Source organism: Trichocoleus sp. FACHB-6 (assembly GCF_014695815.1).
In the GTDB taxonomy this organism is placed as follows: Bacteria; Cyanobacteriota; Cyanobacteriia; order Cyanobacteriales; family FACHB-T130; genus Funiculus; species Funiculus sociatus.
Genome location: NZ_JACJOY010000019.1, coordinates 22,647 through 47,690 on the forward strand (window position 1 = coordinate 22,647; position 25,044 = coordinate 47,690).

The following is a 25,044-nucleotide window of genomic DNA, read 5'->3' on the forward strand; positions in this document are numbered from 1 at the left end:
AAAGTGTAAATTTAAGTAGTGACAGGTTAAGAATAGTATTTAAGTATTTCACTTAACGCTTGACTATGCCACCTCAAGACCCTGGTTTTTCGCCAAGAAGCAAAGTTGTAGCTGATAATCCTGCGCTAGAGAGTCAACCTAAGCTCTCACAACCTTCATCCCAGTGGGTAAGCAAACTTATCCATCATTCCAGTATTAGAAAAAAAATTGGACTCGGCTATGTCCTTGCTCTTTCTGTAGCCATTGTAGGAACTAACATTGGGCGTCTAATAGGAGGTTATTTATATGAAATTCAGGCTAAGGAAAAGCTAGAGCTTGCCCGTAAAGAAACACTTCTTTTCCATGAATTGAGGTCTAACGTATTAGAGGCACGAAATCACCAGCAACAATTTATATCTTTTATATCGCAACCAGAGGAATTTAAAAAACACTATTCCCACTATATTGAGCATTCAGATGAAGTTGTGCATCTGCTGTCTGAAATAAAAACTTTAGCAGATAGCACAAATCGCCTGGATTTGCAGCAATTTCTCCAAAATCAGAACAAGCAAGTAGAAGGCTACTTTCAGCAAGTAGAAGCCCTTTTAAAGCAAATTAACTGGACTAATTTAAAACCAGAAGGAATTCCAGCGGCACAACAGGCACTGATCGCTTTTACAAACGAAAGCGTGGCTACCGATTTCGATGAATTTTCTGAAGATATAGAAAACTTGATTGCGATTGCTCGCAAGGCAGAAGACGAAGCCTATCTTGCCCTACAGGAGGCAGAGACTTTAGGAACAAAGGTGGCAATTATCGTAATGCTACTGTCGATCGCGATCGCTACAGTGATCGCCATTTCTACCAGTCGCGCGATCGCCCGTCCCATTGAAGCTGTCACCAGAGTAGCGCAAAAAGCGACGGAGGAAGCTAATTTTGATTTGCAAGCTCCTGTCACCACCAAAGATGAAGTAGGCGTATTAGCGATCGCTTTCAACAATCTGATTCACCGAGTAAAAGACTATACCGAAAAATTAGAGCTATCTCGTATGACATTGGAAAGACGAGTAAAAGAACGCACCGTCGAACTTTGGCGCAAACATGAGCAGCTAGAGGAAGCTCACGAAGATTTGCAACAGCTAAATATGGAATTAATATCTCAGGCTGACGATCTCAATCAAGCTCTGCAAAATCTCCGAGAGACCCAGGCACAGCTGATTCAAACAGAAAAGATGTCCAGCCTGGGGCAGATGGTAGCAGGAGTGGCACATGAAATTAATAACCCAGTTAACTTCATCTATGGCAACCTGTCATACGTCAATGAATATACTCAAAATTTATTAACTTTAATCGACTTTTACCAACAACGCTATCCTAACCCTGACCAAGAACTCCAAGACTACATGGAAGCCATTGAACTAGACTTTTTGGGTGAAGATTTACCGAAAATGCTTTCTTCGATGAAGATGGGAACTGACCGCATCCGCCAGATTGTTCTTAGCTTGCGGAACTTTTCTCGTCTCGACGAAGCTGCTATGAAATCTGTCGATATTCACGAAGGAATTGATAGTACGCTATTGATTCTCAATAGTCGTCTCAAGCAGGGAATTGAAATTACTAAGAAATATGGAGATTTGCCTTTGGTTGAGTGTTATCCAGCTCAACTAAATCAGGTGTTTATGAATATCTTGAGCAATGCGATTGATGCCCTGCTAGAACAAGTAGAGCAACCAGTCAAACAGATAGTGATTCATACAGAAACTGTAACTCCAGAAAATAATATCCCATCTGTACTGGTGCGGATTTGTGACAACGGCCCCGGTGTTCCTCCAGAAATCCGAGCTAAACTATTTGAAGCGTTTTTCACGACGAAGCCAGTAGGAAAAGGCACCGGGCTAGGGTTGGCGATTTGTTACCAGATTGTTGAAAAGCATGGCGGCAGAATTGAGGTAATTTCGCAGGTTGGACAAGGAACCGAGTTTGCGATCGCATTACCTATTCAACATTCTTAAAATAGAAATCCATTCATTCTCTTTTCCCATACTGTGGGCGAATGTGGAACCAAACGCACAAAGCTGGCTCAGATTCTGAATCTGGGTTTAAATACTTAATATTTGGCAATTGAAAGAAAATAGATAAAAAGCTATATGGGGTGAACCCAGAGACAGGGCAAGAAAGCAACCTGCCTTCAAAATCGTCCCACCATACCTAGTGTAACTGCCAAGCAGCTAAATATCTGTGCCTATAGCGGTAGAGTGTCAATCCTGAAAGTGCTATTCTCCACTGTAAGTGTGTTGTGTGGAGTGATTATAAAATATGGTTTCATCCCCTATTCGGACTCAGCCCTCTGGCCTGTCTGAATCTACCTTGTCATTGGCTGATGCGGCACCAGCTGTAAAAAACCTTAATGTTAGAGCTGGTTCGAGTCCCCTAGCATTACCAGCGACACCACTGTTTGGCACAGATGGGATTCGTGGAAAATTCGGAGAACTGCTGAGTGAAACGCTCGCCTTGCAAGTAGGCTTCTGGGCAGGACAAGTGCTACGAGCATCGGCAAAAACAGCCGGGCCAGTAATTATTGGGCAGGATTCGAGAAACTCTAGCGATATGTTGGCGATGGCGCTTGCTGATGGTCTGACCTCGGCAGGGCTTGAAGTTTGGAATTTGGGGCTATGCCCAACTCCCTGCGTTGCTCATCTGGTGAGCGCAACGGATGCGGTGGGAGGAGTGATGATCTCTGCCAGCCACAATCCGCCAGAAGATAATGGGATTAAGTTTTTTGGCTCAGATGGTACGAAACTGCTCCCGGCGATGCAGCAGGAGATTGAGGCGGGGTTGAGAGGAAATGGGAATTTTGCAATTTTAAATGAAAGTTGGGGACAGCACTATCATCGACCGGAATTGGTGAGAAATTATGTTGACTCGCTTCAGCAAAGTTTGCAACCATCGATAAAATTACAAGGTTTGCGGGTTGTGCTGGATCTCGCTTGGGGTGCTGCTGTGCATCTGGCACCTGCGGTATTTAAAGCTATGGGAGCAGAGGTTATTTGCTTGCACGATCTTCCTGATGGCGATCGCATTAACGTTAATTGCGGTTCCACTCACCTGGCCCTCCTCCAGTCAGCAGTAAAGCAGCACGGTGCAGATATAGGTTTTGCCTTTGATGGGGATGCTGATCGAGTCATGGCAGTTGATTCCCAAGGTCGCGTCGTTGACGGCGATTATATCCTTTATTTCTGGGGAACAACCCTCAAAACAGGGGGGCAGTTACCTGGGGATTTGATTGTCGCCACGGTGATGGCAAATTTAGGGTTTGAGCTGGCTTGGAAACAGCTAGGCGGCAAATTTGTTAGGACTTCTGTAGGCGATCAGTACGTCCAGGCAGAAATGCTGCGGACTGGGGGAAAACTGGGCGGCGAACAATCAGGGCATATCCTTTGTCACCATTACAGCCTCACCGGAGATGGACTGCTGACCGCTTTACATTTGGCGGCTCGTGTGCGTAGCACCGGAGAATCCCTATCGCAATTGGTAGATAAAAGCTTCCAGACATATCCGCAGGTGTTGCGTAACGTGAGAGTGGAAGATCGCGATCGCCGTCGGCGATGGCAAGAGTGCGATCCACTGATGAATGCGATCGCTAAAGCCGAAGCCGCAATGGGAGACTCTGGACGAATTTTAGTTCGCGCCTCTGGCACCGAACCCCTCATCCGCGTTATGGTAGAAGCCCAAAGCGCCGAACTTACCCACCACTGGACAGAACAGCTGGTACTAGCGGTTGAGAAACACCTAGCCGTCTCCTGAGACCTCCGCAATCCACTCAATTAAATCTTACTGGGAGGATAGGAAAAGCCTGTCCTCCTAATTATTTTATTTGCCAATATAAACCTGAGGCAGCTATCTTGGAATGGGCATCTTGCCCAGCCCATATCTGCTCTTTTAGGCTAACATCAACTTTAATTGAGAAAAAACAACGATGAATCAGGCGATGGAGATGAATAAAAATGGCATTTGTTTAAATATTGGGTGTTGGATAGATGTAGCTGAAGGATTGGGAAATACAGGAAGTAGAATTACTATTAAAGAGCGGCTTAAAGAATTATTCTCTAATTCAAGACATCAATGGATGTGGGATGAACCATCACTTACAGAGGCTTCGATAAAGCATGGCTTTAAGAATATACGACGCTGCGAGTATGGCGATTGGTCAAATCCCATTGGAACTGTCGGAAGGAAAGATAGACATGGGGATGCTATCTGTATAGAAGTAACCAAGTAATCAGACGGAGTATTTTATAATTTTTACTCCACCATGCCACGTACAAAATCAAAATCGAAAAGTAAATCTAAAAAGCAGCCAACGCCTGAAACTCCAGCTCTTAGTAAGAAGGAACAATCAGCATTAAAGCGTAAGGCTACTAAGGAGCGCGAAGAATTCATAGCCTATACCAGCGCCACTTTATTTGGCTCTCTTTTTCTGGGTTTATTCCTGTTTCCATTTGGCGGCCCGAAAGTAGCGGGGGGAGCGGTTGGAGCAATAGTTTCTATGGCTCTTTCCTACAAATATCCCCGTAAAGCTCTTTGGCTATTTCTGATATATATGCCCTTCGGAGGAACGGTAGTATATATGGTGGCTGGCGGAAATGCCCTATTTCAGGTAGCTAAAGATGCTTTTTATATTCCAGCAGCGATCGCCTTATATCAAGAATGTAAAAAGAAACGCTTACCCTTCCTGCTTCCCAAAGGGCTGAAGACACCCTTAAACATTTTGTTGGCGTTCTGTATAGTCACCTTGCTGTTAGTAAATGGTTCTCAGCAGTTTATAGGCAAAAGACCAGGCGAACAGCCGATTGTAATGGGGCTTTTGGGTTTAAAAGTTCTGCTGGGATACCTTCCCCTGATCGCTTGCGCTTACTATCTAATTCGTAGCAAGCGAGAGTTACTTTTCCTAACTCGATTACACGTAGTTCTCGCTATTATCTGTTGTGTGCTGGGATTGGCCCAGTACAATATGCTACTCACTGGCATCTGTAAGAGTACAGATAGTTTTGCTGTCGAAGGAGCAGATTTATTTAAAGCCAGTCTAGAGGCAAAGTGTTTAGTCGGTGGCTCTCTACTGTATAGTACTTCGCAGGGAGTAATCCGCTTGCCTGGTACGTTCGTTTCTCCCTGGCACTGGGCATGGTTCCTAATATCCAATGCCTGTTTAACTTATGCCACTGCCTTCAGCGACCCAAATATTTTCTGGCGGCTGGGAGGTTTAGCTGGTATGGCAATCGTGTTTGTCAATGCCGTGATATGCGGACAAAGAATTGCCCTGATCTTAGTTCCCATTGTCATAATAATCCTGCTGATACTCACAGGCCAAATAGCTAACCTGAAAAGATTTATACCAATTGCAGTAGGATTAGCTGTGGTTATAGCAATCGGCATGGCAATGTTTCCTGGCATAGTACAAGAGCGGTTAGATAGCGCTGTTGCACGTTGGAATGCTTCGCCACCCACAGAATTTATTGCCTCTCAAGCTGAATTTACATCCAAAGGTCAAGAAGGAATTTTTGGTAATGGCTTGGGCCGAGCTACAAACTCTACCCGCGCCTTTGGCAAAGGCAAGCTGATAGAGACATACTATCCAAAATTGCTCTATGAAATTGGACCTGTGGGAACAATCGGTTTTTTAGCGCTTGTCACCACGCTCACGGTGATTACCTTCAAAATTTACCGCCGTGTTAAAGAGCAGAATCTACGAAGCTTTGGAGCCAGTTTCTGGGTTTTTATTTTGATTATCAGCTACAACACCTATTGGTATCCACTTGATACAGACCCGGTGGCCATTTATTACTGGTTTTTGGCTGGAGTTATTTTAAAATTGCCAGAAATAGAAAAACAGGAACAAGAAAAGAAGCTACTGGAGGAACCAGAATTAAATAATATTAAAAGAAAAAGGCAAGACAGATTGAAAAAGGCTTAAATTATTAGCTTGCCAAGAGTAGTACGCCGCAGCTTATTTAAGCCAATTTTTGATCATAGAAACGCAATATTATATCCGTGTATAAGTTCATAAACTCAAAGGGGAGGGAAATGAAATAAATGCTAGATAATAAGCAAAGAAAAGAACGATTGAATTGGGTTGACCAGACAAAAGGATTGGCAATTTTAGGAATAGTTTTATTTCATTTTTTTCAAAATTATCCTGAACGCCTAAACTTAGTTTCTTTATTAGATAGAAATGGAGCAAAGGTAGGATTTGCAGCGGTAGATATATTCTTCGTAATGGCAGGCTTTAATACCAGCTATGTACTGGCATTTATTACTAAAAAGAGTAATTTAGATTGGATTAGTCCCAATTGGAAATCATGGTTACACAAAAGAATGCTCCGACTGTACCCAACCTATATATTAGCAGTGGTAGTGAGTCTTGTACTATATGCGTTATTCGGAAAGATTAGGCTATCCTCTGGAATTGACACTGCATTAATTTTTATGGGAATTGCAGGATATCAAAAATTTAAGTTAGTGAATCCTGGTTTTTGGTTCTTTTTTGTGATCTTACAAGCATATTTACTCACGCCATTAATATTTTACGTTTGTAAAAATAAGCCGACAAGTATTTTAAGTTTGGGAATTATACTCGGAATTTTGAATAAAATTGCTTGTTGGGCAGTTGCTCCAAATTCACAATTATATGGATTTATCTTACAAAATAACTTTATAGGCAGCTATATAGCTGAATTATGCCTTGGAATATATTGGGGATTTGCCTATGTGATTCGCGGGAGTTTTAGGAAAATAGACGTTATTGTATCAACTGGTATTTTTATAGTGGGGCTTTTAGGATATCTTGGTTTAGATAAAGCAGGAATTGATATTGTACATATGCGTGGATTTGATATGGTATTTACACCATTTTTATTTTTAGTTTGTTATTTGATTTTTGATAAATTAACAAATTTTAATTGGATGAATTCAGGACTGGTATTTCTGACTTTGATGGGTCTTTACTCTTACCAAATTTATTTAATACATCAACCAATGTACTTTGTTCTGCTTCCTTTTTTAGCTTCGCACATTGCTTTTAATCCTTATTTGAAGATTTTGATGTCAATGATAATTACAGCTTTAGTTCTCATAGCCTATGTAGTATTGTTCACCTATGTAGAAAAGCTTCTAATCAAAAAAGTTGGTCAACTGGCAAGTAAACAAATTTAACAAAGATAGGATACTTCTCAACAGGATTAACCATAATGAATTTGCCTTTTATTTCGGTGATTATTCCCACCTACGGACGTGAAGAACCCTTGCGAGACACGATCAAAGATGTCTTGCAGCAAGACTACCCAGCCTTTGAAGTGATGGTGGTCGATCAAACCCAGACGCACCAACCAGAAACTCAGCTCTTTCTGGAGGAAGTAGCAGCAGCAGGTAAAATTCGCTGGTTTCGCTTAGAGTGGGCAAGCTTACCAGGTGCGAGGAATTATGCCGTGCGACGAGCAGCCGGAGAGATATTGCTGTTTATTGATGATGACGTGCAGCTGAAACCGCAGTTTTTAGCGACTCATGCTCGTAACTATTTGGAACGTCCAGAAGTTGGGGCGGTGGCAGGACGAGTATTCGACCGGATGAAGCTAGAAGATTCGGGGAATAAATTGACGATTCTGGATTTGCCGCCAGAAGCTTCCGACCCAGGAATTGCCTGGTACTACATTGATTTAGTACATACAGTAAAGCCGCAATGGGTAATCACCGCTAGGGGCTGCAATATGTCCTTCAGACGCGAAATTTTCACCAAATATGGGATACGGTTTGATGAGCGATTTCGAGGTAGTGCGGTACGAGAAGAATCAGATTTTTGTTTGCGGTTACGGCAAACTGGCTATCAAATTTGGTATGACCCAGATGCTGACTTGATCCACTTAGGCGAGGAAACCGGCGGATGCCACGATATTAGTACGCGATCGCTAAAATATCAGTTAACCTTCTATCACAACCACTTCCTACTAGGGCTTAAAAACCTTACTCCAAGTCAATGCCTGAGATTCTTTGCCAAGCTGTTTGACTGTCATGTACTAGGGCATCCTCCTTGCAACAAAAGCGGCTCCCCTTTAAAAGTCTTGACTCGCTTTGCTTCCTACACTTTAGGCTTTTTCAATGCACTTAGTACAGTTATCCAATCCAGCTGGCAAGACGGTCAAATTTACACTCAGCAAGACCAAGAAGCAGAATCATCAGCCGTCAATAGTCCGTCTTCCGTCGTCAGATGAAATGCTAATTATTCGGAATTTAAACGCAAAGCAGGCTCAGGTTGACGCCAAGATTCGCAAAGGAAAGCCTAACTCTGCGCCCCTTTGCGTTAAAAAGCAAGAAACTATACTTGGAGTTGCGCGATGAGGATTTTGGTTGCTAGTCACACTTATATCGTTGACCTCAATTGTGAGAAACTACGCGCGATCGCTCATTTGGAACCAAACATTGAGGTTACTGTCGTTGTGCCGAAGCGTTGGAAGCCTGGGGGTGTCCAAATTAAGATTATTGAAACTCAGCTGCGTGAAGAAGGCAATTTTCGCATTGTACCAGTTTCTAATTTCAGCCAGAATAATCAGGGAATTCTTACATTTGGCGCTGATTTAATTGGGCTATTAAAGCAGTTTCGCCCTCAGATTATTCAGGTAGAGCAGGGTGCAAAAGCTCTCGGTTATGCGGAGATGATTGCCCTCAATCGCCTGTTGGGATTGAAAGCAAAAAATCTCTTTTTTACCTGGTGGAATCTCCCCTACAAACTGAAATTTCCTATCTCTTTGCTGGAAACTTATAATCTGCGGAACACTCACGGAATTATTGCTGGGAATCAAGACGGAGTAGACATTTTACGGCAACGCGGCTACAAAGGCCCAGTTAAAGTGATGCCTCAGTTGGGTGTAGACGAAACCTTATTTAAACCCCAGACACAGCCAGATTTAGCTGCTAAACATGGAATTTCACCAGATGAATTTGTAGTTGGATTTGTAGGTCGATTTGTGGAGGAGAAAGGCTTAATAACGCTTTTGCAGGCGTTAAGTGGATTGCAAGAACATTCTTGGAAATGTTTGCTTCTCGGTCGAGGCCCATTGCAGTCAGTGCTGATGGAACGCGCTGCCGAACTGGGTATCAAAGATAGGTTAATTTTAATAGAAAGCGTGTCTCACGATGAGGTAGCCCGCTATATAAATTTGATGAGTACGCTGGTGCTACCTTCAGAAACAACTTATCAGTTTAAAACTTTGACTGCCGCTGGTTGGAAAGAGCAGTTCGGTCACGTGCTGATTGAGGCGATGGCTTGCCGGGTGCCAGTTATTGGTTCTGACTCCGGCGAAATTCCTCACGTCATTAAAGAGGCTGGGTTGGTGTTTCCAGAAAAGAATGTGGCAGCACTACAAAATTGTCTGCGACAGCTAATAGAGCAACCAGATTTAGCTGATAAGCTGGGGCAGTTAGGTTATGAACGAGTAATGAACCAATATACAAATAAAGCTTTAGCCAAGCAGCAATTAGACTTTTACAAAGAGCTAATAGCTAATACGCTTTTAAACAATTAACAATTATCAAATGCGTATTTTACAAATTATTCCTTCGATTTCCCTCGTTTACGGTGGACCTAGTCAGATGGTTCTAGGACTATCAGAGGCGCTGGCGCAAGAGGGTGTAGAGGTCACGGTATTAACAACAAATAGCAACGGAGATGTCGGTCAGCCGCCCTTGGATGTGCCTCTCGACCGCCCGGTGGAACAAAACGGCTATCAGGTGCGTTATTTCCCCTGTTCCCCGTTTCGGCGCTATAAGTTTTCCCTGGATTTGTTGCGCTGGCTAGCGGGACACGCGACTGAATTTGACTTAGCTCATATCCATGCTTTATTTTCGCCTGTAAGCACGGCAGCTGCGACTGTGGCGCGATCGCGTCATTTACCGTATTTAATGCGTCCTCTGGGGACGCTAGACCCCGCAGACTTACGCAAGAAGAAGAGAATCAAGCAGATTTATGCGGCACTGCTGGAACGCCCAAATTTAGCAGGCGCGGCGGGGATTCACTTCACCAGCCCCCAAGAAGCCAAGATTTCCGAACGCTTCGGAACTTCAACGCCGGACGTGGTGATTCCCTTGGGCGTAAAGCAGCCAGCGATGCTCCCGAAAGGTCAATCTAGAAAGGAATTAGGCATTCCGGAGACTCAGCCTTTGCTGCTGTTCATGTCGCGGATTGACCCGAAAAAAGGGCTAAATTTACTGATTCCAGCCCTGGAAAGACTTTTAGACGAGGGTGCTAATTTTCACTTTGTGCTGGCGGGTGGAAATCCCCAAGATCCAGCTTATGAAAACAAAATTCGAGAACAATTGCAAGCGTCACCTTTACGCGATCGCACTACTATAACCGGATTTGTAACTGGTGACTCGAAAACTGCCTTACTACAAGATGCCGATTTATTCGTCCTCCCTTCTTACTACGAAAACTTTGGCATTGCTGTAGCCGAGGCGATGTGCAACGGAACCCCAGTGGTAATTTCTGACCAAGTTTATATCTGGGAGGAAATTGAACAAGCAGAAGCTGGCTGGGTTTGTACCTGCGATGTAGATAGTTTAACTAAACAATTGCGCGATTCGCTTGCTGATGCTTCCGAACGACAACGGCGGGGAACCAATGCCCAAGAGTACGCTTTGAAAAATTACAGTTGGAAAGCGATCGCTCAAGCCACTATTAAAGCTTACCAACAAATTCTTACAAGCAAAAGTAGGTTGGGTTGAGGTACGAAACCCAACATCACATCCGATATTTGTTCAATTTCACTAAGCTCGATCGCATCTCATCGTCGCTGAGATGAAAGCACAAAAATCAACATTACATTAGATATTTGTTCAATTTCATCAAAGGCGATCGCACTACATGATCGAGCGAGCGCAATGTGTCCCCTAGGGGTTGGTTGAATTCGCTGTGGTCGAGGGGGGTGGGGTCAATGAACCATCCTACACCGTTGGCGTCGCGTCGATGTCGATGAGGAGAGTGCCACCGTTGGGTCGTCCAGAGAGGTCGAAGGAGGTAATTTGAGCTTCTGCTAGTTGTCCGGTGGGGAGGTCGGTTATTTGAAGGGTGATGTTGAGGGGGTTGAGGGGTTGAGGTAGGAATTCCAGAAATCTTGGGCGATAGAATTAATGTTGTTAATTGTTTGAGGTGTCGAGTTATGGATAGAGAAGAATTGATTAGAAAGTACGCTGGGGGAGAAAAAGATTTCACTGGACGTAACTTTCGAGGTTCTCATTGGGTTGATGAGATAATTAGAGGTGGTATCTACCGAGAAGCGGACTTCAGCAACTCCTATTTTGATGCCAGTGGATTTGATGAGGTTGACTTGAGCTTTGCTAAGTTCATCAGAGTACGTATGTATGAAAGCGGTTTCGGAAAGACTTGTTGCTTGGAAGGAATTGATTTTAGCTATGCTATTTTCGGTCAATGTAACTTCAGTGGTGTCAACCTTAGCCAAGCTGTCTTTAAAAATGCTACTCTTGGCGAGGTTAGTTTCAGAAATGTTGACCTCAGTTATGTTGATTTGAGCGGAGTCGAAAGATTCAATGAAGTTAGCTTTAAAAATGTTATCTTCTATGAAACCATCATGCCCGACGGCAGTATCTATACTGATAGTATCTAAAGTTAGTTTATTTATCAGATTATCGGCTTCTGAATTAGCCGGAAGTGCGATCGCATCGCCTCGTAGGTTGGGTTGAGGTACGAAACCCAACATCACATTTTCAACTAAAAACAATTCAAAGCCATGCAATACCGTAGAGCAAAAATAGAAGGAGGCACCTACTTTTTTACCTTAGTAACTCATAATAGAAGGAAATTTTTATGTATACCTTCAAATGTCTCCTTATTAAGAAATGCTTTCAGAGACATTATGCAAAACCATCCTTTTAAAATTGATGCTTGCGTTCTTTTACCCGACCATCTACACTGCATTTGGACTTTGCCGAACGGAGATAGTGATTTCTCTAGGCGATGGCGTTTAATCAAAAGTGCGATCGCATCGCCTCGTAGGTTGGGTTGAGGTACGAAACCCAACATCACATCCGATATTTGTTCAATTTCACTAAGCTCGATCACATCTCATCGCCGCTGAGATGAAAGCACAAAAATCAACATTACATTAGATATTGCTTCAATTTCACCAAAGGCGATCGCACTACACGATCGAGCGATCGCACTGTGTCCACTAGGGGTTGGTTGAATTCGCTGTTGTCTAGGGGGGTGGGGTCGATGTACCAGCCGATGCCGTTGGCGTTGTGGTCGATGAGGAGGGTGCCGCCGTTGGGACGACCTTTGGAGTCGAAATCGGTGATGGTGGCTTCGGCGAGTTGTCCGGTGGGGAGGTCGGTGAAAAGGAGGGTGATGTCTAGGGGGAATTGGGGAGTGAGTAGGTTTGACCAAATCTGGGTCGCGCTATTGTTGATGTTGTTAATTGTTTGAGGTGTCGAGTTATGGATAGAGAAGAATTGATTAGAAAGTACGCTGGGGGAGAAAAAGATTTCACTGGCGGTAACTTTCGGAGTGCTGACTGGAGAGACAAAATCTTCCGAGGTGGCATCTACCGAGAAGCCGACTTCAGCAACGCCTATTTCGATAGCAGCCACTTCATGGAAGCGGATTTGAGCTTTGCTAAGTTCGTTGGCATTCGGATTTATGAAGGTAGTTTCATGAACTGTTACACGGAGGGGGCTGACTTTAGCTACGCTACCTTCGGGCAAGTTGCTTTCGAGAAAGTCAATCTCAGTCGAGCTATTTTTAGAAATGCTACTCTTAGCGAAACTGGTTTCTATAACACCAATCTTAGTTATGTCGATTTGAGAGGAGTCAAAAGATTCAACGAAGTTAGCTTTGAAAATGTTATCTTCTGTGACACTATCATGCCCGATGGTAGTATGCGGACTGGCAGTGCGATCGCATCGCCTCGTAGGTTGGGTTGAGGTACGAAACCCAACATCACATTTTCAACTAAAAACAATTCAAAGCCATGCAATACCGTAGAGCAAAAATAGAAGGAGGCACCTACTTTTTTACCTTAGTAACTCATAATAGAAGAAAATTTTTATGTATACCTTCAAATGTCTCCTTATTAAGAAATGCTTTCAGAGACATTATGAAGAACCATCCTTTTAAAATTGATGCTTGCGTTATTTTACCCGACCATCTACACTGCATTTGGACTTTGCCGAACGGAGATAGTGATTTCTCTACGCGATGACGTTTAATCAAAAGTGCGATCGCATCACCTCGTAGTGCGATCGCATCCCCCACGTTATAAGTGCGATATAAGTGCGATCGCGTTCTCGTGTCAAAGAGCGATCGCATAAGCTAAAACAAGGTAGTCCCCTCTACAGCTGTTGGTTTTAGTTGGAAACAACAATGCAAACATCCTCTGCTACTCCCTCCGCTTGGCAACGGCTGAAAAATCGCGAAATTGACTGCGAACAAGCCCTAAAACTCCTGATCGACGAGCAAGGAAGTGTTAACCTAGCTCTACTTGACCGAGAAGTGAGTTATCGGTTTTTTAGAGAATTTCAGGATAGAAAAGTTTTGCCCCCAGTGGTTCCGCTGCTACTCTGGCGAAACTGCTACTACCTGGGAAGCCCGAAAACTGTGTCGTTGGAAGCTATCAAAGAAATAAGCGATCGCACCTTCACCGACATTAAAATTATCCCAATTGCCGACAAAAGTTATCGCACTTGGTATCATACCCAAAATCTTAATCCCAACTGCATTTCCTCGGCCCCTCTGGTAAATCCCCTCACCGGAGAACAGGAACAAGAAAACATCAGCGAAACCACAGAACTATACCTTTCCAAAGCAGTTGACCAAATTGGGCGGATTAAAACCCTAATTTCCGGCGCATTGCGGAACCGCGCCAGCGACATCCATATGGAACCCGCGCCAGAAGGCTTAAGAGTCCGCTATCGCATTGATGGCGTACTGCGAGATATTACCACCCTGCCGCTCAATGTTAGCCGCAAGGTAATCGTCGCCCTGAAAGTGATGTCTGAGATAGACATCGCTGAAAGCCGCCGTCCCCAGGATGGACGAATTGGGGAAAAATACGCTTCGGGCGAAGAATTAGAACTGGGAATGGATATGCGCGTCAGTACCCTCCCCTGTGTGGGTGGGGAAAAAGCAGTGATTCGCTTACTACCGCGCAAAAATCCCTTTTCTAAAATCCAAAACTTAGGCTTCACTCCCACAACTCTCGAAACTTACAAAAACTGGTTGGAACAGCCGCAGGGAATGATCATCCTCACCGGCCCGACAGGGAGCGGTAAAACCAGCACGCTGTACACCAGCCTGCAATCCGTCGCCAAGGAACACGTCAACGTAGTGACGGTAGAAGACCCGGTGGAGTACATTTTGCCCCGCATCACCCAAACCCAGGTGAATGAAGCAGCGGGGATGACTTTTGCTGCTGGTTTACGGGCAATTTTGCGCCAAGACCCGGATATCATCATGGTGGGAGAAGTCCGCGACCATGAAACCGCAGAGACAGCCGTTAGGGCGGCGCTCACTGGTCACTTAGTTTTTACCACCCTGCACACTAATGATGCTCCCGGTGCTATTCCCAGAATCAAAGATATTGGCCCAGATCCCGGTTTAATCAGCGATGCTTTGTTGGGAATTGTGGCGCAGCGCTTGGTACGTCGCGTTTGTCCCCACTGTGCGACACCTTACAAGCCAACTGCGTCGGATTTGAAAGTTTTGAGTTTGGAGTCAGAACAGGCAAATTCCACCACTTGGCGGAAGGGTAAGGGCTGCGCTCAGTGCTTCAACTCTGGTTATCTGGGCCGAGAGGCAATTGTTGAGTTGCTGGATGTGGATGATACGGTGCGCGAAATTATCTATGACGGTACGATGACACAGCTGCATCGCTATTTGCGGGAAATCAACTTTTTCTCTTTCGGTATGGCAGCTGTACAAAAGGTGACAAATGGGATCACAACCGTTGAGGAAGTGTTGCGAGTATTACCCCGCAGCGCCTTCTCTCGCCGTAAGTCTCTGGCTGTACGCACGGAACAGTTTACGCCGTTGGGTGTAGGATAGCGATCGCGCTCCTGTTGCGGGAAGGCTAGATAAGCAAAGTTTTTCTTTGCAGGCTTGAAAGCGTGATGTTTCCCCAAAGGTACTATTTAACCCGAACTCACGTTAGACTATCTGCCCTGTACCCCATTTAAATTGGTATCAGTTGGGTGGAATATATCGCGGTTGTTTTGTTTTAGCCACCTTGGTAGGGAACATGGCAACACCATGTCCCTACAGATGTATCGCACCCAGCCCTTGAATTGCCATATCCTTCAGCAAACTGGCTAACAACTAATGGGAATTCACCAATTAGCAATTAGCAATTAACCGCCAATGCCCAAACTTCCCGCCAAGCCTGGAGTCAGGGGTAGGAGAGTCGCCACCATCAAGAACAGAGCCAATAACCCCAAAGCGGCTCGTGCATCATCGGGTTCAGAAATCTCATTCAGGCTAGGGCGTTCCAAACTTCGCTGCAAGAACAGAATCACGATTGCCCAGTACAGCAGCAAAGGATTCGCCGGATTCACTATTGAGATAATCCCCAGCAAAATTAAAGTTGCTACCGTAGCCCGGCGGGCAATTTGCCGTCCGTAGATTGCCTGAACAATTCGCCCGCCGTCAAGTTGTCCAGCTGGCATCAAGTTAAATGCACTTACCACTAAACCCAACCAACCGATAATCGTCAGGGGGTGGACATCAACCAGGGTTTGCTGGAGGGCGGAACCAAGGACGACTCGCGCCAGCGTTCCCACCAAAATAGAACCTTGGAAAAACTGAGATGGCACCTGAAACAGGCTGCCTTCGTGGGAAAGGATTAAACCTGTGATTAGCATTAACAGGGAAATAATACCACCAGTAGCAGGGCCAGCTAAGGAGATATCAAATAGCACCTGACGATTGGGCAACAGCGATTCAAAGCGGGTAATGGCTCCAAAAGCGCCAATTTGACCGGATGGGATGAAAAAAGGCAGACTCAAACGAATTTTGTGACGACGTGCTAGTAACCAGTGACCGATTTCGTGAGCGATTAAAACTGTCCAGATACCCGCGCTGATGGGTAGAACTTCTTTAAATCGGCTCAGGTTGTTGAAGAAATCGAAACCAAGGAAAAGTCCTGCTGTTTCTAAACTGCTGGCAATTGTGGCTATGAACAGAACACCTGCGAGAAGCTTCTGAGTTAAGGTTGCCTTTTGGGGATCATTGCTGCTGGGGAGAACAATGACAACTGGCTTCTCTTCTGGATTTTCTACTAAAAATAGCCGATAGCGATCGCCTAATCTCTCTTCCAAATTAGCAGTCAACCGAGAATGCACTGCATCAGGTTCACCCCGCAGATTCCCCCGAAAAATCGCACCCTCTTGATAGGAAATGGTTTCAGTAGCAAAGAATGTATCAATCCCAAAAATTCCTTGAATGTTTTTCAAGTCTTCATCTGGGATGGGAACTACCTCAGAAGTGACGCGATTTAGTCCATCTGTAGGTGTCTGGGGCGTTTCGATGTCTTCATCAGACTTATTTTCTGTAGGGTTCGATTCCTGGATCATCTTCACGACTTGCTCCCGCAGGATAGCATCCTGACCAGCGGCACGCAGTTTCTTGCCGATGAAGATGTACAACCCAGCTGAGGCTACCAACATAAATAGGATGCCGACTAGGTTGATATAAATCCCGGCGGCGAACAACCCAAAGAACAACAGCCAGGGAGCCATCAACACGACTGACTGCAACCAGGCATATATTCCTAATTTGCCGAAGGGCTTGGCTCGATAGAAGCCCCAACCCAGGATGCCGAAAGCCACCAGCGCAATTAAACTTGTTGTAGCAGTCTCCGATCCAGTAAACATTTTTTATAAAACCGTGCAGCTAGTAGAGCTAATAAGTCTACTCTAACTGAGTGCGATACCGTTACAGGCAATGCGATCGCTGTGAGATCCTACAAGTTTTGCTTATGCCAAGATTCACATCAGTTTTAGCAATCGGGTAGCAACCAGCCAACTTCTACTCTTGCTTTTGGTAACTCGAAACAGCGGCTCTGAGATTCCCGTGATGTTCCGCAAGCAAACTCGCGCTTTGTTCCCTTTCTAACCCTGTCCAGTGCATCAGTAGCGCTAACTTGACAGATCTCCCACTTTGCTCCAATAAATAACTAGCATCTTCCCGATTTAAATCCGTGAGGTCTTGCAACATTCTTAAGGCGCGATCGCGCAGTTTTTTATTGGTGACGGCGACATCTACCATGCGATTGCCGTAAACTTTGCCCAACTGCACCATCACGCCTGTGGAGATGATGTTTAAAGCCATTTTCGTCACAGTTCCAGCTTTGAGGCGTGTCGAACCTGCCAGCACTTCTGGCCCCACTATCAGGCGAATATCTAAATCTGCCTCAATGCTGACTTGTTCAGCGGGGACACAGGCGATCAAAATTGTAGTCGCTCCCCGCCCACGTGCTGATTGAATCGCACCGTGGACAAAGGGAGTCGTTCCCCCGGCGCTAATTCCCACGACGACATCGAGATTGGTGATATGGCGTTGCGCGATCGCATTCGCTCCATCTTCATCTTTGTCTTCCAAATCTTCAGAGCTACGAATTAAAGCCCCCGCACCACCAGCAATAATCCCTTGTACCAAATCTGGCGGCGTACAAAAAGTGGGCGGACACTCTGCTGCATCCAACACGCCTAAACGTCCACTCGTCCCAGCACCGATATAAAAAAGCCGTCCCCCTTGACTTAAGGCACTAGCTGTAGTATTTATTGCTTGGGCTAGTTCAGTTCTGGCGGATGCGATCGCCACCAGTGTTTGAGCATCCTCGCGATTGAACAAATCTACCAATTCCAAAGAACTCAGTTGATCTAAGTTCTGACTATTGGGGTTAATTTGCTCTGTTAAAAGATGCCCCCGCTCCTCCAGATTTTTCATCCTCGATCCTTATTACAACAGTCCTTCTAGTTGACGACGAATTTTGTCTAAATCCGAAAGCTCCGGTTCAGGAGCATCTGGTTCCCAATCGGTTTTGGAAAGGTTATTTTCCGGTGGAGCTAAAAAAAGACGTTCTACATCGTCTTCAGGAACAAATCCTTCCGGAATTAACTTCCAGTCGTAATCTAAGTCTTGACAAATTTCCTCAATTTCCTCTGATTCCATCGGCTCCACAGTGGGAGTGGCAAAATCTTGAGCTTCTAGTAGCAGAGCATAGCGAATAGCATCATCTTCTGCTTCAAAAAGTAAGAGCAAGTTGCGATCGCCAATTCGCAGCGAGTGCATCCCCTCGTTTTCTGTCCCGGTATTAAATATTAATACGTATCCGCGCATAGTACCGCCATAATTCTTTTATCTATCTTTCTTTAATTTAGGATATCTGGCAACTTATTCAATGTCCTAACTTCTGTAGAGACATATACACCATCTCTACACTAATCTTCCATATCGTGCTGTCATCGGTTGGGCTGGATTTTCTTGATTGTAAGCCCAAGCCCACATCTGATCGCCTAGCGAGAAGTGCCACCACTCATTAGGATGACGGCGAAATCCAGCTTTACACATCACAGAATTCAACAACTGCCGATAAATATGATACTGCTGTTGGGCGGCATCAGTGCTATCAGCATAATAATCTGGATACGACGCAGGAGATATTTCATCAATCTGGGTTCCCATGTTAACAGTCTTCCCAGTGTCGTCTACTAACGTCACATCAACCGCAGCACCAGTGCTATGAGGCGGTGGTGTTGCGGGGTTCAAGTTGGGGAATGCCCAAAATTGATAAACTTGTTCCCAAATCTCTTGACGCTGTGCTTCCGTTAACTCAGTTAAATTTAACTTCCGCGCCTGAACAACTTCAGCAAAGGTGTAATCTACCATAAATTGCTGGACTTCCACCGGGCGATAAGCGTCAAAAATTTTGATTTGCCAACCCTGATGTACTTGTTGCAGGAGAGCTTGGGCTACCTTTAAGCTATCTAGAACACTTTGGCGGAGATAATATGGCGAAAGCGCTCCATAACTAGCACCCAGCTTTTGATAAGGATGAGGAGATTCTACCGCAAATTGCTCCAAAGGAATTGCAGCGATCGCTTCCCCACACTCTACAATTGCAATCTCCTGATAAGCTTTCATGCTCAGTTTCCTCTGGCTGACATCATTCTTATTATGTCTTGTAATAAATACACTTAATACTCTTTATTTATTTAGATTGGTGATATTAATAAATCAATACTGTTCCCTTAAGTCTAGTTGTAACTTCGTAGGATTTTTAACTTCCATTTAACCTCCTTGATTAATAAATTGATTAAACCAACCTTACACCATTCCTAAAATTTCCTTACTTCTTTCTTATCTTCTTTTTCTTCCTAAGCGCTCCCCTGCCGACTGATTGCTCTCGCGGCTCATTAATTTTTATAACTCCGGCACAATTGATAACCATCAAAACTAAGGAATTAGAAGTTAAAAATTAATAACTTCTAATTCCTTACTCTTAGATTAGCAACTAGCTACATCCTTCTACAAAATTTACTTCAGGAAGTTTACCGGATCTGATCTGAGTAACACGCTTGCCATCAGTCTCAAATAGTATTCGATAGTTTTTGTCAGCAGCATCTCGTGGCACGAATACCAGATAGTGTCCCCCAGAAACGTATTGATGTGGAGTAACTTTAATTTGCCCTGGATAAAGTGACTTGATTCGCGCTTCAGTATCACCGATACGTGCGCCTCTGAGAGTAGTAATCGTCCTATTTGTCCACACATCTACTCTAGAAATGCGACCGTTTGTTACCATGAAACCAACACCACTGGGGCCTTTTTGCGGTTTGACGTACTGGCAACTGTTATTAGGGTATTCGCCAGTTGAAACTAGCCGAGTACCCGCAGCTTGTGAAGCTTGGGAAACAGTCATGCCAATTCGGACTGCCCCGATCCCTCTAATAACTACTTTTGATTGGTTTGTTAGTGCTGCTTGCACTAGAGTAGCCGACATTACAGAAGAAACTGCAAGTGTGCTAATGCAGAAAGTCAAAATTTTATTATTGTTAGACATGGCGAATATTTAAGTAATTCTGGTTTTTGCCTAAATGTATCTACCAATTAAAAAGGTAAAATTCCAGATTTTAGTTTTATTTTAAATAATTTTTAGATAGGGATAAACCCTAGTAAAACCAAATAAATGTTTGTAACAGCTTGGTTCGGCATCATCAAGTGTAACCTACGGTTTTTTACATTTTTAAGTATTTGTATTTATAGATAACAGGCTAATTTTGATTAGCCATATAGTTAGTTTTTCGATACTTTAATCGACTGCGATTTGAATGTAGAATCTATCAAAATGCTTAAAAAACTATACCAATAGTTAGATTACAGGAAGAATAATAAATGATGATATTGAGGACAGCATTGAGAATTTACCCGATAGAGTGATGGTAAGCGATCGCGATCGCTCACCATCACGCATAATCTCAATGACATAATTTAATCTTTAGTTGTTTCGGGCGCAGGTGGCACCGGATCGTAACCGCCTGGGTAGAACGGATGACAGCGCAAGATGCGGCGAATCGCAAGCCAACCGCCGCGCCATACTCCAAATCTCTCTACCGCCTCTATTGCGTATTTAGAACAAGTCGGCTGAAACCTACAAACTGGAGGAAACAGCGGAGAAATCAAAACCCGGTATCCTTTAATTAACCAAATCAGTAATATTTTCATTCTGGCACCTTAATCTAATAGATTGGTAATAGAGCTTTTTCCCCTTTGAATAAAGTCTTTGTTTAACTCTGTGTCTTCGTTAGAATCATTCCCACAGCTATGGCTCCAAATTGCCTTAATTGGAGTCTGTCTTGGCGTTATTGTACTACTAGCAGAGGGACTACATCGGTATACCTCCACAGATCCGGAACGGGTGCGGAAGGTGGTACACATTGGTACTGGCAATGTGATTTTGCTTGCCTGGTGGCTGAATATTCCCGCTTGGGTAGGTATTACGGCTTCGATTCTAGCGAGTAGCGTTGCCCTTTTATCATACAAATTCCCAATCCTTCCAGGGATTAACAGCGTTGGGCGCAAGAGTTGGGGAACATTTTGCTACGCCCTTAGTATTGGGATTTTAGTTGCTTGGTTCTGGTCTATAAACCAACCCCAATATGCGGCGCTGGGAATTTTAGTAATGACTTGGGGGGATGGGCTAGCAGCGCTGATTGGGCAGAAATTTGGTAAGCATCCCTATCAATTTGGGGGGAGCAAAAAAAGTTGGGAAGGCTCTTTTACAATGTTTTTGGTAAGCTATGCGGTCAGTAGCTTGATTTTACTCGGCGTTCATGGCAATATCTGGCAAAGTTGGGCGGTGCCGTTGGCAGTTGCCTTAGCTGCTACTGCCTTAGAAGCATTTTCCTGGTACGGTATTGATAATTTAACAGTTCCTGTGGGCAGTGCAGCGATCGCATTTTTCTTGACTGGGTTGCTGCTAACCTGAAAATATTGTCTCAGCTTATAGTTACAACATCGCCTCCGCCAAATCACTATTTAAACCTTTCAACATTTCTTGAAAAAACTCGGTTTCTCCCAGAAACCGGGTTTTTTAATGGTCGAGTTTTTCTCAATACGGTTTAGGTTTACTTAAAAACTCAAAATTCAAAACCTGGGATTTGTTGGGAAAGAGGATGCAGAACCCACTACCCATAAGCATTGGTTGGGTGACACTTGCGTACTGCTACGCCAAAGCAAGCTACATACTATTCCCTAAAAACCTTCTTAAGTAAACCTCAAATTTATTTCTTTTGCCTGTTTAATTATTCAAAGCTTATGTATATAGACTTATTTTTAATGCCATTAATAAGCAATTTGTATAATTAATTACCGTTTACTCTAAAGTATTTCCTACCATTGATAGATTAAAAATAGACAATATCCTTTCCACTGGCAGATTCCCGATAAAGGCTTATTAGTACAAAATTAAGCATTAACACAATACAAAGCTGTCATAAATTTAACTTGCATATTAAATTGCTTGCGAGAGCAATTATTAGCGAATAGTCATGGGCTAGATTCTTCCCCTGTGCTAATTGCTTAAATCTTCCTATGTGCAAATTAGATAGACAGCAACTTATCTATCTATTATTAGCAGCACATCAAATGACTTTTTTTAATTCCACAGTACCGCCTCTGCGCCGCAAACAAAAAAACCTTGATTTTCAGGATCTCCAAGGCCTTTGGCGTATTCATTTGCAGATCGGAAACACTACGCTTTATTCCACGTTTTATACTCGGATCGATCAAGCTTGCATTTTCTGGGGTTTGATATCAGCCGCGATTTTTTTCACCGCCCACTTTTTCCCTTTGAGTTGGAATATTCAAGCTGCTTTGTGGTCAGCGCTGACTCTGATTGGTACTGCTGTAATGGTAGTATGGACGCGCTTTTGGGTTAAGGTGGAGCAGGTTAGCTGGGTGCTGTATTGCTGGGTGATTTTAATGTTAGTGGGGCTTGTCCTGACTGACTTGGGTATTTTCTTGGGCTGGGGAAATGTTTTGATGCGCCTGTGTCCGTTGTGGCTGGGGTTGAGCGCCTTTGGCTATTTCTTGACTGGTTTAGGGGTGCGATCGCGTGCTATCCTTCTGGCTGGAATTGTCCACCTGCTATGTATATTTCTCCTTCCCTACTTTTGTGGTTGGGAGTTTCTGATCGCTGGAGGCGTGATGGTGATTAGCTTGTTAATCTTAGCTGAATTTCAGTGGGATATGCGATCGCCTATTAGTTACGATGCGTTGACCCTAGAACAAAAACAATTTAATCAACAGCAACATCAGCTACGCCGAATGATTGTTTAGAAATATTTCAATAAAATTTGGTGGAGAAAAAACGCTTTTCCCCACCAAATTATTGATTATTGACCACACGACGACAGAAAAAGACATTCACTTGGCTACCAATCAGCCCTTCTAGTTTCTTTTAAGGGGTCGCCTGAAAAAGGCTGCACTCCAGTCACAGGATAAGCATCGTCACTTGGGCCAAAGATGCGGGCGATCGCTTCGGAAAAATACTGGGTGATACTATCCATCATTCGGGTAATACCCATATACTTACTCTCCCGGTTTATTTGTAGGCTTGAAATGTAAATTAGCCCTCTATACTTACCATTATGAGTAGTTTTGGATTATTGACGTTTATTTGCAATACTTGTTTGATTAGGTTTGCAATACTTTGCTTCTCGTTGATGAAAGCGGTGCGTATCATTAAAACTTTTACAACTTTTTTAAACTTACTTATATTTTCAACAATTTACTTTAATAATTATGACTTTTGATGGAAATTGCTCCTGTTATGGAGAGCATCCGGCTTTCTTCAGGGCGGCGCAGTTATAGTTTTATGCGATCGCTCTTTATTTCTCTGTTTTAGATAAAAATACTATTAATAATAGTATACAAAGGATATAAATAGCCGTCAGAGGTCATGTAACCTACCTGATACATCTGTTTTCTTTAAAAGATTATCAAAATACCTTGGCAGTATTTTGGTGAATAGCACTATAATCGTAGAAACTATTCTTGCCAAGGTAGCAAGATTATGAAAATTTCCCTTGACGGACTTGCAAAGCACCCGAACCCGCTTCAGGAGCAGGAAAGGGCAGAAGATCGGGAACTGGCGATCGCGCCTGAAGATTATAGCCTCCTGACCGACCTCTACCAGCTGACGATGGCAGCTTGCTACACAGGCGAAGGTTTGGAGCAAAGACGCGCCAGCTTTGAGTTGTTTGTGCGGCGGCTACCAAACGGCTTTGGCTATTTGATTGCGATGGGGCTGGCGCAGGCGCTAGACTACCTGGAGAAATTCCGCTTTACATCAAGTCAGCTGGAGGCTTTGCAGGCGACAGGGATTTTTGCACAAGCACCAGCGCGATTTTGGTCGCTGCTGGAGGAAGGTCGCTTCACAGGCGATGTGTGGGCAGTTCCAGAGGGAACGGCTGTTTTTGCTAACGAGCCGCTGCTACGGGTGGAAGCACCCTTATGGCAAGCTCAGTTGGTAGAAACCTACCTGCTGAACACCATCAACTATCAGAGTTTGGTGGCGACGCGGGCGGCGCGGATGCGCGATGCGGCTGGGGCGCAAGCGACACTGCTAGAATTCGGGACGCGACGGGCGTTTAGTCCCCAAGCCTCTGTGTGGGCGGCGAGGGCGGCGTTGGCAGCTGGGTTAGATGCCACTTCTAATGTGTTGGCAGCGATCAAATTGGGTCAAAAGCCTAGTGGAACGATTGCTCATGCTTTAGTGATGGCGATCGCAGCCACATCTGGAAGCGAACAAGAGGCTTTTAAGGCATTCCACCGCTATTTTCCTGGTGCGCCATTGTTGATTGATACATACGATACAGTCGCCGCTGCCCAAGGTTTGGCACAAATGTTAGCAGCAGGGGAAACACAATTGGCTGGGGTGCGGATAGATTCGGGTGATTTGGTAACTTTATCTAAACAAGTGCGATCGCTTTTACCCGATGTTCCCATCTTTGCCAGTGGCGATTTGGATGAATACGAAATTGCCAGATTGAAAGCAGCTGGCGCTTGCATCGACGGTTATGGGCTGGGAACTCGACTGGTTACGGGAACATCTTTAAATGGGGTTTATAAACTGGTGGAAATTGATGGCATTCCCGTGATGAAAGAATCGAGCGGTAAGATAACTTATCCTGGTCGAAAGCAGATTTTTCGCCGCCATCAGGGAAGTCAGGTTAAAGCAGACAGATTGGGATTGTTGACGGAAAGCCCGAATGGAGAAGAACCTTTGTTGCAGCTGGTGGTTAAACAGGGCGAACAGGTGCAGTTACCAGATTTAGCGGAAATTCGAGAGCGTACAGCTGCATCAGTTGCTAGTTTACCAGCTCTAACGCGATCGCTTGATTCTCCCATTTCTGTATCTGTGGAGATTTCTGAGGCGCTGAGGTTGTTGACTGAAGAAACTCGTCTTGGTTAATCGAAGGAATGAACCGCCTTGGCTACGCTAATGC

22 protein-coding genes and 2 pseudogenes are annotated in these 25,044 nt (G+C 44.3%); 15 read left to right on the forward strand and 9 right to left on the reverse strand.

Annotation, left to right across the window (positions count from 1 at the left end; translation table 11 throughout):
* Positions 1-65 precede the first annotated feature (65 nt).
* The 8 genes from H6F66_RS03285 (at position 66) to hpsP (ending at position 10,749) form a co-directional block, all read left to right on the forward strand.
* Positions 66-1,991: an ATP-binding protein gene (locus tag H6F66_RS03285; RefSeq protein WP_190418177.1), complete on the forward strand. Its 1,926-nt coding sequence runs from the start codon at positions 66-68 to the stop codon at positions 1,989-1,991.
* Between the two features lie 304 nt (positions 1,992-2,295).
* Positions 2,296-3,783 (forward strand): phosphoglucosamine mutase, encoded by a 1,488-nt coding sequence (gene glmM, locus H6F66_RS03290; RefSeq protein WP_190418179.1) that lies wholly within the window; start codon positions 2,296-2,298, stop codon positions 3,781-3,783.
* Positions 3,784-3,955: 172 nt separating this feature from the next.
* Positions 3,956-4,258 (forward strand): hypothetical protein, encoded by a 303-nt coding sequence (locus tag H6F66_RS03295; protein WP_190418181.1) that lies wholly within the window; start codon positions 3,956-3,958, stop codon positions 4,256-4,258.
* A 33-nt stretch (positions 4,259-4,291) separates the two neighbouring features.
* Positions 4,292-5,950, forward strand: a complete 1,659-nt coding sequence (gene hpsL / locus H6F66_RS03300) for a hormogonium polysaccharide biosynthesis protein HpsL (RefSeq protein WP_190418183.1) — start codon at positions 4,292-4,294, stop codon at positions 5,948-5,950.
* A 119-nt stretch (positions 5,951-6,069) separates the two neighbouring features.
* Positions 6,070-7,188: an acyltransferase gene (locus H6F66_RS03305; protein ID WP_190418185.1), complete on the forward strand. Its 1,119-nt coding sequence runs from the start codon at positions 6,070-6,072 to the stop codon at positions 7,186-7,188.
* Positions 7,189-7,223: 35 nt separating this feature from the next.
* Positions 7,224-8,240, forward strand: coding sequence for a hormogonium polysaccharide biosynthesis glycosyltransferase HpsN (gene hpsN, locus H6F66_RS03310; RefSeq protein ID WP_190418187.1), 1,017 nt, complete (start codon positions 7,224-7,226; stop codon positions 8,238-8,240).
* 123 nt (positions 8,241-8,363) lie between these two features.
* Positions 8,364-9,551, forward strand: coding sequence for a hormogonium polysaccharide biosynthesis glycosyltransferase HpsO (gene hpsO, locus H6F66_RS03315; protein WP_190418188.1), 1,188 nt, complete (start codon positions 8,364-8,366; stop codon positions 9,549-9,551).
* A gap of 10 nt (positions 9,552-9,561) precedes the next feature.
* Positions 9,562-10,749: a hormogonium polysaccharide biosynthesis glycosyltransferase HpsP gene (gene hpsP, locus H6F66_RS03320; protein ID WP_190418190.1), complete on the forward strand. Its 1,188-nt coding sequence runs from the start codon at positions 9,562-9,564 to the stop codon at positions 10,747-10,749.
* Positions 10,750-11,081: 332 nt separating this feature from the next.
* Here hpsP and H6F66_RS28215 read toward each other — a convergent pair whose 3' ends face one another.
* Complete coding sequence (locus H6F66_RS28215; RefSeq protein ID WP_242023751.1) at positions 11,082-11,741, reverse strand: hypothetical protein; 660 nt, start codon at positions 11,739-11,741, stop codon at positions 11,082-11,084.
* 30 nt (positions 11,742-11,771) lie between these two features.
* Between H6F66_RS28215 and H6F66_RS29180 the strand changes: the two are divergent.
* A pseudogene (locus H6F66_RS29180) lies at positions 11,772-12,017 on the forward strand (transposase); the annotation flags it as partial.
* Positions 12,018-12,141: 124 nt separating this feature from the next.
* On the opposite strand, the gene H6F66_RS28225 reads toward H6F66_RS29180, so the two are convergent.
* The gene (locus H6F66_RS28225) at positions 12,142-12,630 is read right to left on the reverse strand and encodes a hypothetical protein (RefSeq protein ID WP_242019250.1); all 489 of its coding nucleotides are present in this window, start codon (positions 12,628-12,630) and stop codon (positions 12,142-12,144) included.
* Positions 12,631-12,633: 3 nt separating this feature from the next.
* On the opposite strand from H6F66_RS28225, the gene H6F66_RS03340 reads away from it, so the two are divergent.
* From H6F66_RS03340 to H6F66_RS03350, 3 genes and pseudogenes are all read left to right on the forward strand, one after another.
* Entirely contained in the window at positions 12,634-12,963 is a 330-nt protein-coding gene (locus tag H6F66_RS03340) for a pentapeptide repeat-containing protein (protein WP_242019251.1), read from the forward strand.
* Positions 12,964-13,010: 47 nt separating this feature from the next.
* A pseudogene (locus H6F66_RS29185) lies at positions 13,011-13,238 on the forward strand (transposase); the annotation flags it as partial.
* Between the two features lie 164 nt (positions 13,239-13,402).
* Entirely contained in the window at positions 13,403-15,082 is a 1,680-nt protein-coding gene (locus tag H6F66_RS03350; RefSeq protein ID WP_190418197.1) for a GspE/PulE family protein, read from the forward strand.
* 302 nt (positions 15,083-15,384) lie between these two features.
* Here H6F66_RS03350 and H6F66_RS03355 read toward each other — a convergent pair whose 3' ends face one another.
* The 6 genes from H6F66_RS03355 to yidD all read right to left on the reverse strand — a co-directional run bounded on the left by H6F66_RS03355 (position 15,385) and on the right by yidD (position 20,758).
* Complete coding sequence (locus H6F66_RS03355; protein ID WP_190418198.1) at positions 15,385-16,905, reverse strand: site-2 protease family protein; 1,521 nt, start codon at positions 16,903-16,905, stop codon at positions 15,385-15,387.
* Between the two features lie 154 nt (positions 16,906-17,059).
* Entirely contained in the window at positions 17,060-17,980 is a 921-nt protein-coding gene (gene murQ / locus H6F66_RS03360) for an N-acetylmuramic acid 6-phosphate etherase (RefSeq protein ID WP_190418199.1), read from the reverse strand.
* Positions 17,981-17,992: 12 nt separating this feature from the next.
* Complete coding sequence (locus H6F66_RS03365) at positions 17,993-18,373, reverse strand: DUF3110 domain-containing protein (RefSeq protein WP_190418200.1); 381 nt, start codon at positions 18,371-18,373, stop codon at positions 17,993-17,995.
* Positions 18,374-18,469: 96 nt separating this feature from the next.
* Complete coding sequence (locus tag H6F66_RS03370) at positions 18,470-19,177, reverse strand: M15 family metallopeptidase (protein ID WP_190418202.1); 708 nt, start codon at positions 19,175-19,177, stop codon at positions 18,470-18,472.
* A 370-nt stretch (positions 19,178-19,547) separates the two neighbouring features.
* The gene (locus H6F66_RS03375) at positions 19,548-20,096 is read right to left on the reverse strand and encodes a hypothetical protein (protein ID WP_190418204.1); all 549 of its coding nucleotides are present in this window, start codon (positions 20,094-20,096) and stop codon (positions 19,548-19,550) included.
* A 428-nt stretch (positions 20,097-20,524) separates the two neighbouring features.
* Positions 20,525-20,758, reverse strand: a complete 234-nt coding sequence (yidD, locus tag H6F66_RS03380; protein ID WP_190418206.1) for a membrane protein insertion efficiency factor YidD — start codon at positions 20,756-20,758, stop codon at positions 20,525-20,527.
* 58 nt (positions 20,759-20,816) lie between these two features.
* Between yidD and H6F66_RS03385 the strand changes: the two genes are divergently transcribed.
* A complete protein-coding gene (locus H6F66_RS03385; protein ID WP_190418208.1) occupies positions 20,817-21,521 on the forward strand; it encodes a diacylglycerol/polyprenol kinase family protein in 705 nt (234 codons plus the stop codon).
* 659 nt (positions 21,522-22,180) lie between these two features.
* On the forward strand, positions 22,181-22,873 hold the full coding sequence (locus H6F66_RS03390; RefSeq protein ID WP_190418210.1) for a hypothetical protein: 693 nt from the start codon (positions 22,181-22,183) through the stop codon (positions 22,871-22,873).
* 95 nt (positions 22,874-22,968) lie between these two features.
* Here H6F66_RS03390 and H6F66_RS03395 read toward each other — a convergent pair whose 3' ends face one another.
* A complete protein-coding gene (locus H6F66_RS03395; RefSeq protein ID WP_190418212.1) occupies positions 22,969-23,121 on the reverse strand; it encodes a hypothetical protein in 153 nt (50 codons plus the stop codon).
* Positions 23,122-23,609: 488 nt separating this feature from the next.
* On the opposite strand from H6F66_RS03395, the gene H6F66_RS03400 reads away from it, so the two are divergent.
* The gene (locus tag H6F66_RS03400) at positions 23,610-25,010 is read left to right on the forward strand and encodes a nicotinate phosphoribosyltransferase (protein ID WP_190418213.1); all 1,401 of its coding nucleotides are present in this window, start codon (positions 23,610-23,612) and stop codon (positions 25,008-25,010) included.
* The last annotated feature ends 34 nt before the right edge of the window (positions 25,011-25,044 follow it).

Bases quoted from the DNA above. Each gene is read 5' to 3' on its own strand.
- H6F66_RS03285 (WP_190418177.1), top strand. From the start codon at position 66: ATGCCACCTCAAGACCCTGGTTTTTCGCCAAGAAGCAAAGTTGTAGCT.
- glmM (WP_190418179.1), top strand. From the start codon at position 2,296: ATGGTTTCATCCCCTATTCGGACTCAGCCCTCTGGCCTGTCTGAATCT.
- H6F66_RS03295 (WP_190418181.1), top strand. From the start codon at position 3,956: ATGAATCAGGCGATGGAGATGAATAAAAATGGCATTTGTTTAAATATT.
- hpsL (WP_190418183.1), top strand. From the start codon at position 4,292: ATGCCACGTACAAAATCAAAATCGAAAAGTAAATCTAAAAAGCAGCCA.
- H6F66_RS03305 (WP_190418185.1), top strand. From the start codon at position 6,070: ATGCTAGATAATAAGCAAAGAAAAGAACGATTGAATTGGGTTGACCAG.
- hpsN (WP_190418187.1), top strand. From the start codon at position 7,224: ATGAATTTGCCTTTTATTTCGGTGATTATTCCCACCTACGGACGTGAA.
- hpsO (WP_190418188.1), top strand. From the start codon at position 8,364: ATGAGGATTTTGGTTGCTAGTCACACTTATATCGTTGACCTCAATTGT.
- hpsP (WP_190418190.1), top strand. From the start codon at position 9,562: ATGCGTATTTTACAAATTATTCCTTCGATTTCCCTCGTTTACGGTGGA.
- H6F66_RS28215 (WP_242023751.1), bottom strand. From the start codon at position 11,741: ATGTTGGGTTTCGTACCTCAACCCAACCTACGAGGCGATGCGATCGCA.
- H6F66_RS03340 (WP_242019251.1), top strand. From the start codon at position 12,634: ATGGAAGCGGATTTGAGCTTTGCTAAGTTCGTTGGCATTCGGATTTAT.
- H6F66_RS03350 (WP_190418197.1), top strand. From the start codon at position 13,403: ATGCAAACATCCTCTGCTACTCCCTCCGCTTGGCAACGGCTGAAAAAT.
- H6F66_RS03355 (WP_190418198.1), bottom strand. From the start codon at position 16,905: ATGTTTACTGGATCGGAGACTGCTACAACAAGTTTAATTGCGCTGGTG.
- murQ (WP_190418199.1), bottom strand. From the start codon at position 17,980: ATGAAAAATCTGGAGGAGCGGGGGCATCTTTTAACAGAGCAAATTAAC.
- H6F66_RS03365 (WP_190418200.1), bottom strand. From the start codon at position 18,373: ATGCGCGGATACGTATTAATATTTAATACCGGGACAGAAAACGAGGGG.
- H6F66_RS03370 (WP_190418202.1), bottom strand. From the start codon at position 19,177: ATGAAAGCTTATCAGGAGATTGCAATTGTAGAGTGTGGGGAAGCGATC.
- H6F66_RS03375 (WP_190418204.1), bottom strand. From the start codon at position 20,096: ATGTCTAACAATAATAAAATTTTGACTTTCTGCATTAGCACACTTGCA.
- yidD (WP_190418206.1), bottom strand. From the start codon at position 20,758: ATGAAAATATTACTGATTTGGTTAATTAAAGGATACCGGGTTTTGATT.
- H6F66_RS03390 (WP_190418210.1), top strand. From the start codon at position 22,181: ATGACTTTTTTTAATTCCACAGTACCGCCTCTGCGCCGCAAACAAAAA.
- H6F66_RS03395 (WP_190418212.1), bottom strand. From the start codon at position 23,121: ATGGGTATTACCCGAATGATGGATAGTATCACCCAGTATTTTTCCGAA.
- H6F66_RS03400 (WP_190418213.1), top strand. From the start codon at position 23,610: ATGAAAATTTCCCTTGACGGACTTGCAAAGCACCCGAACCCGCTTCAG.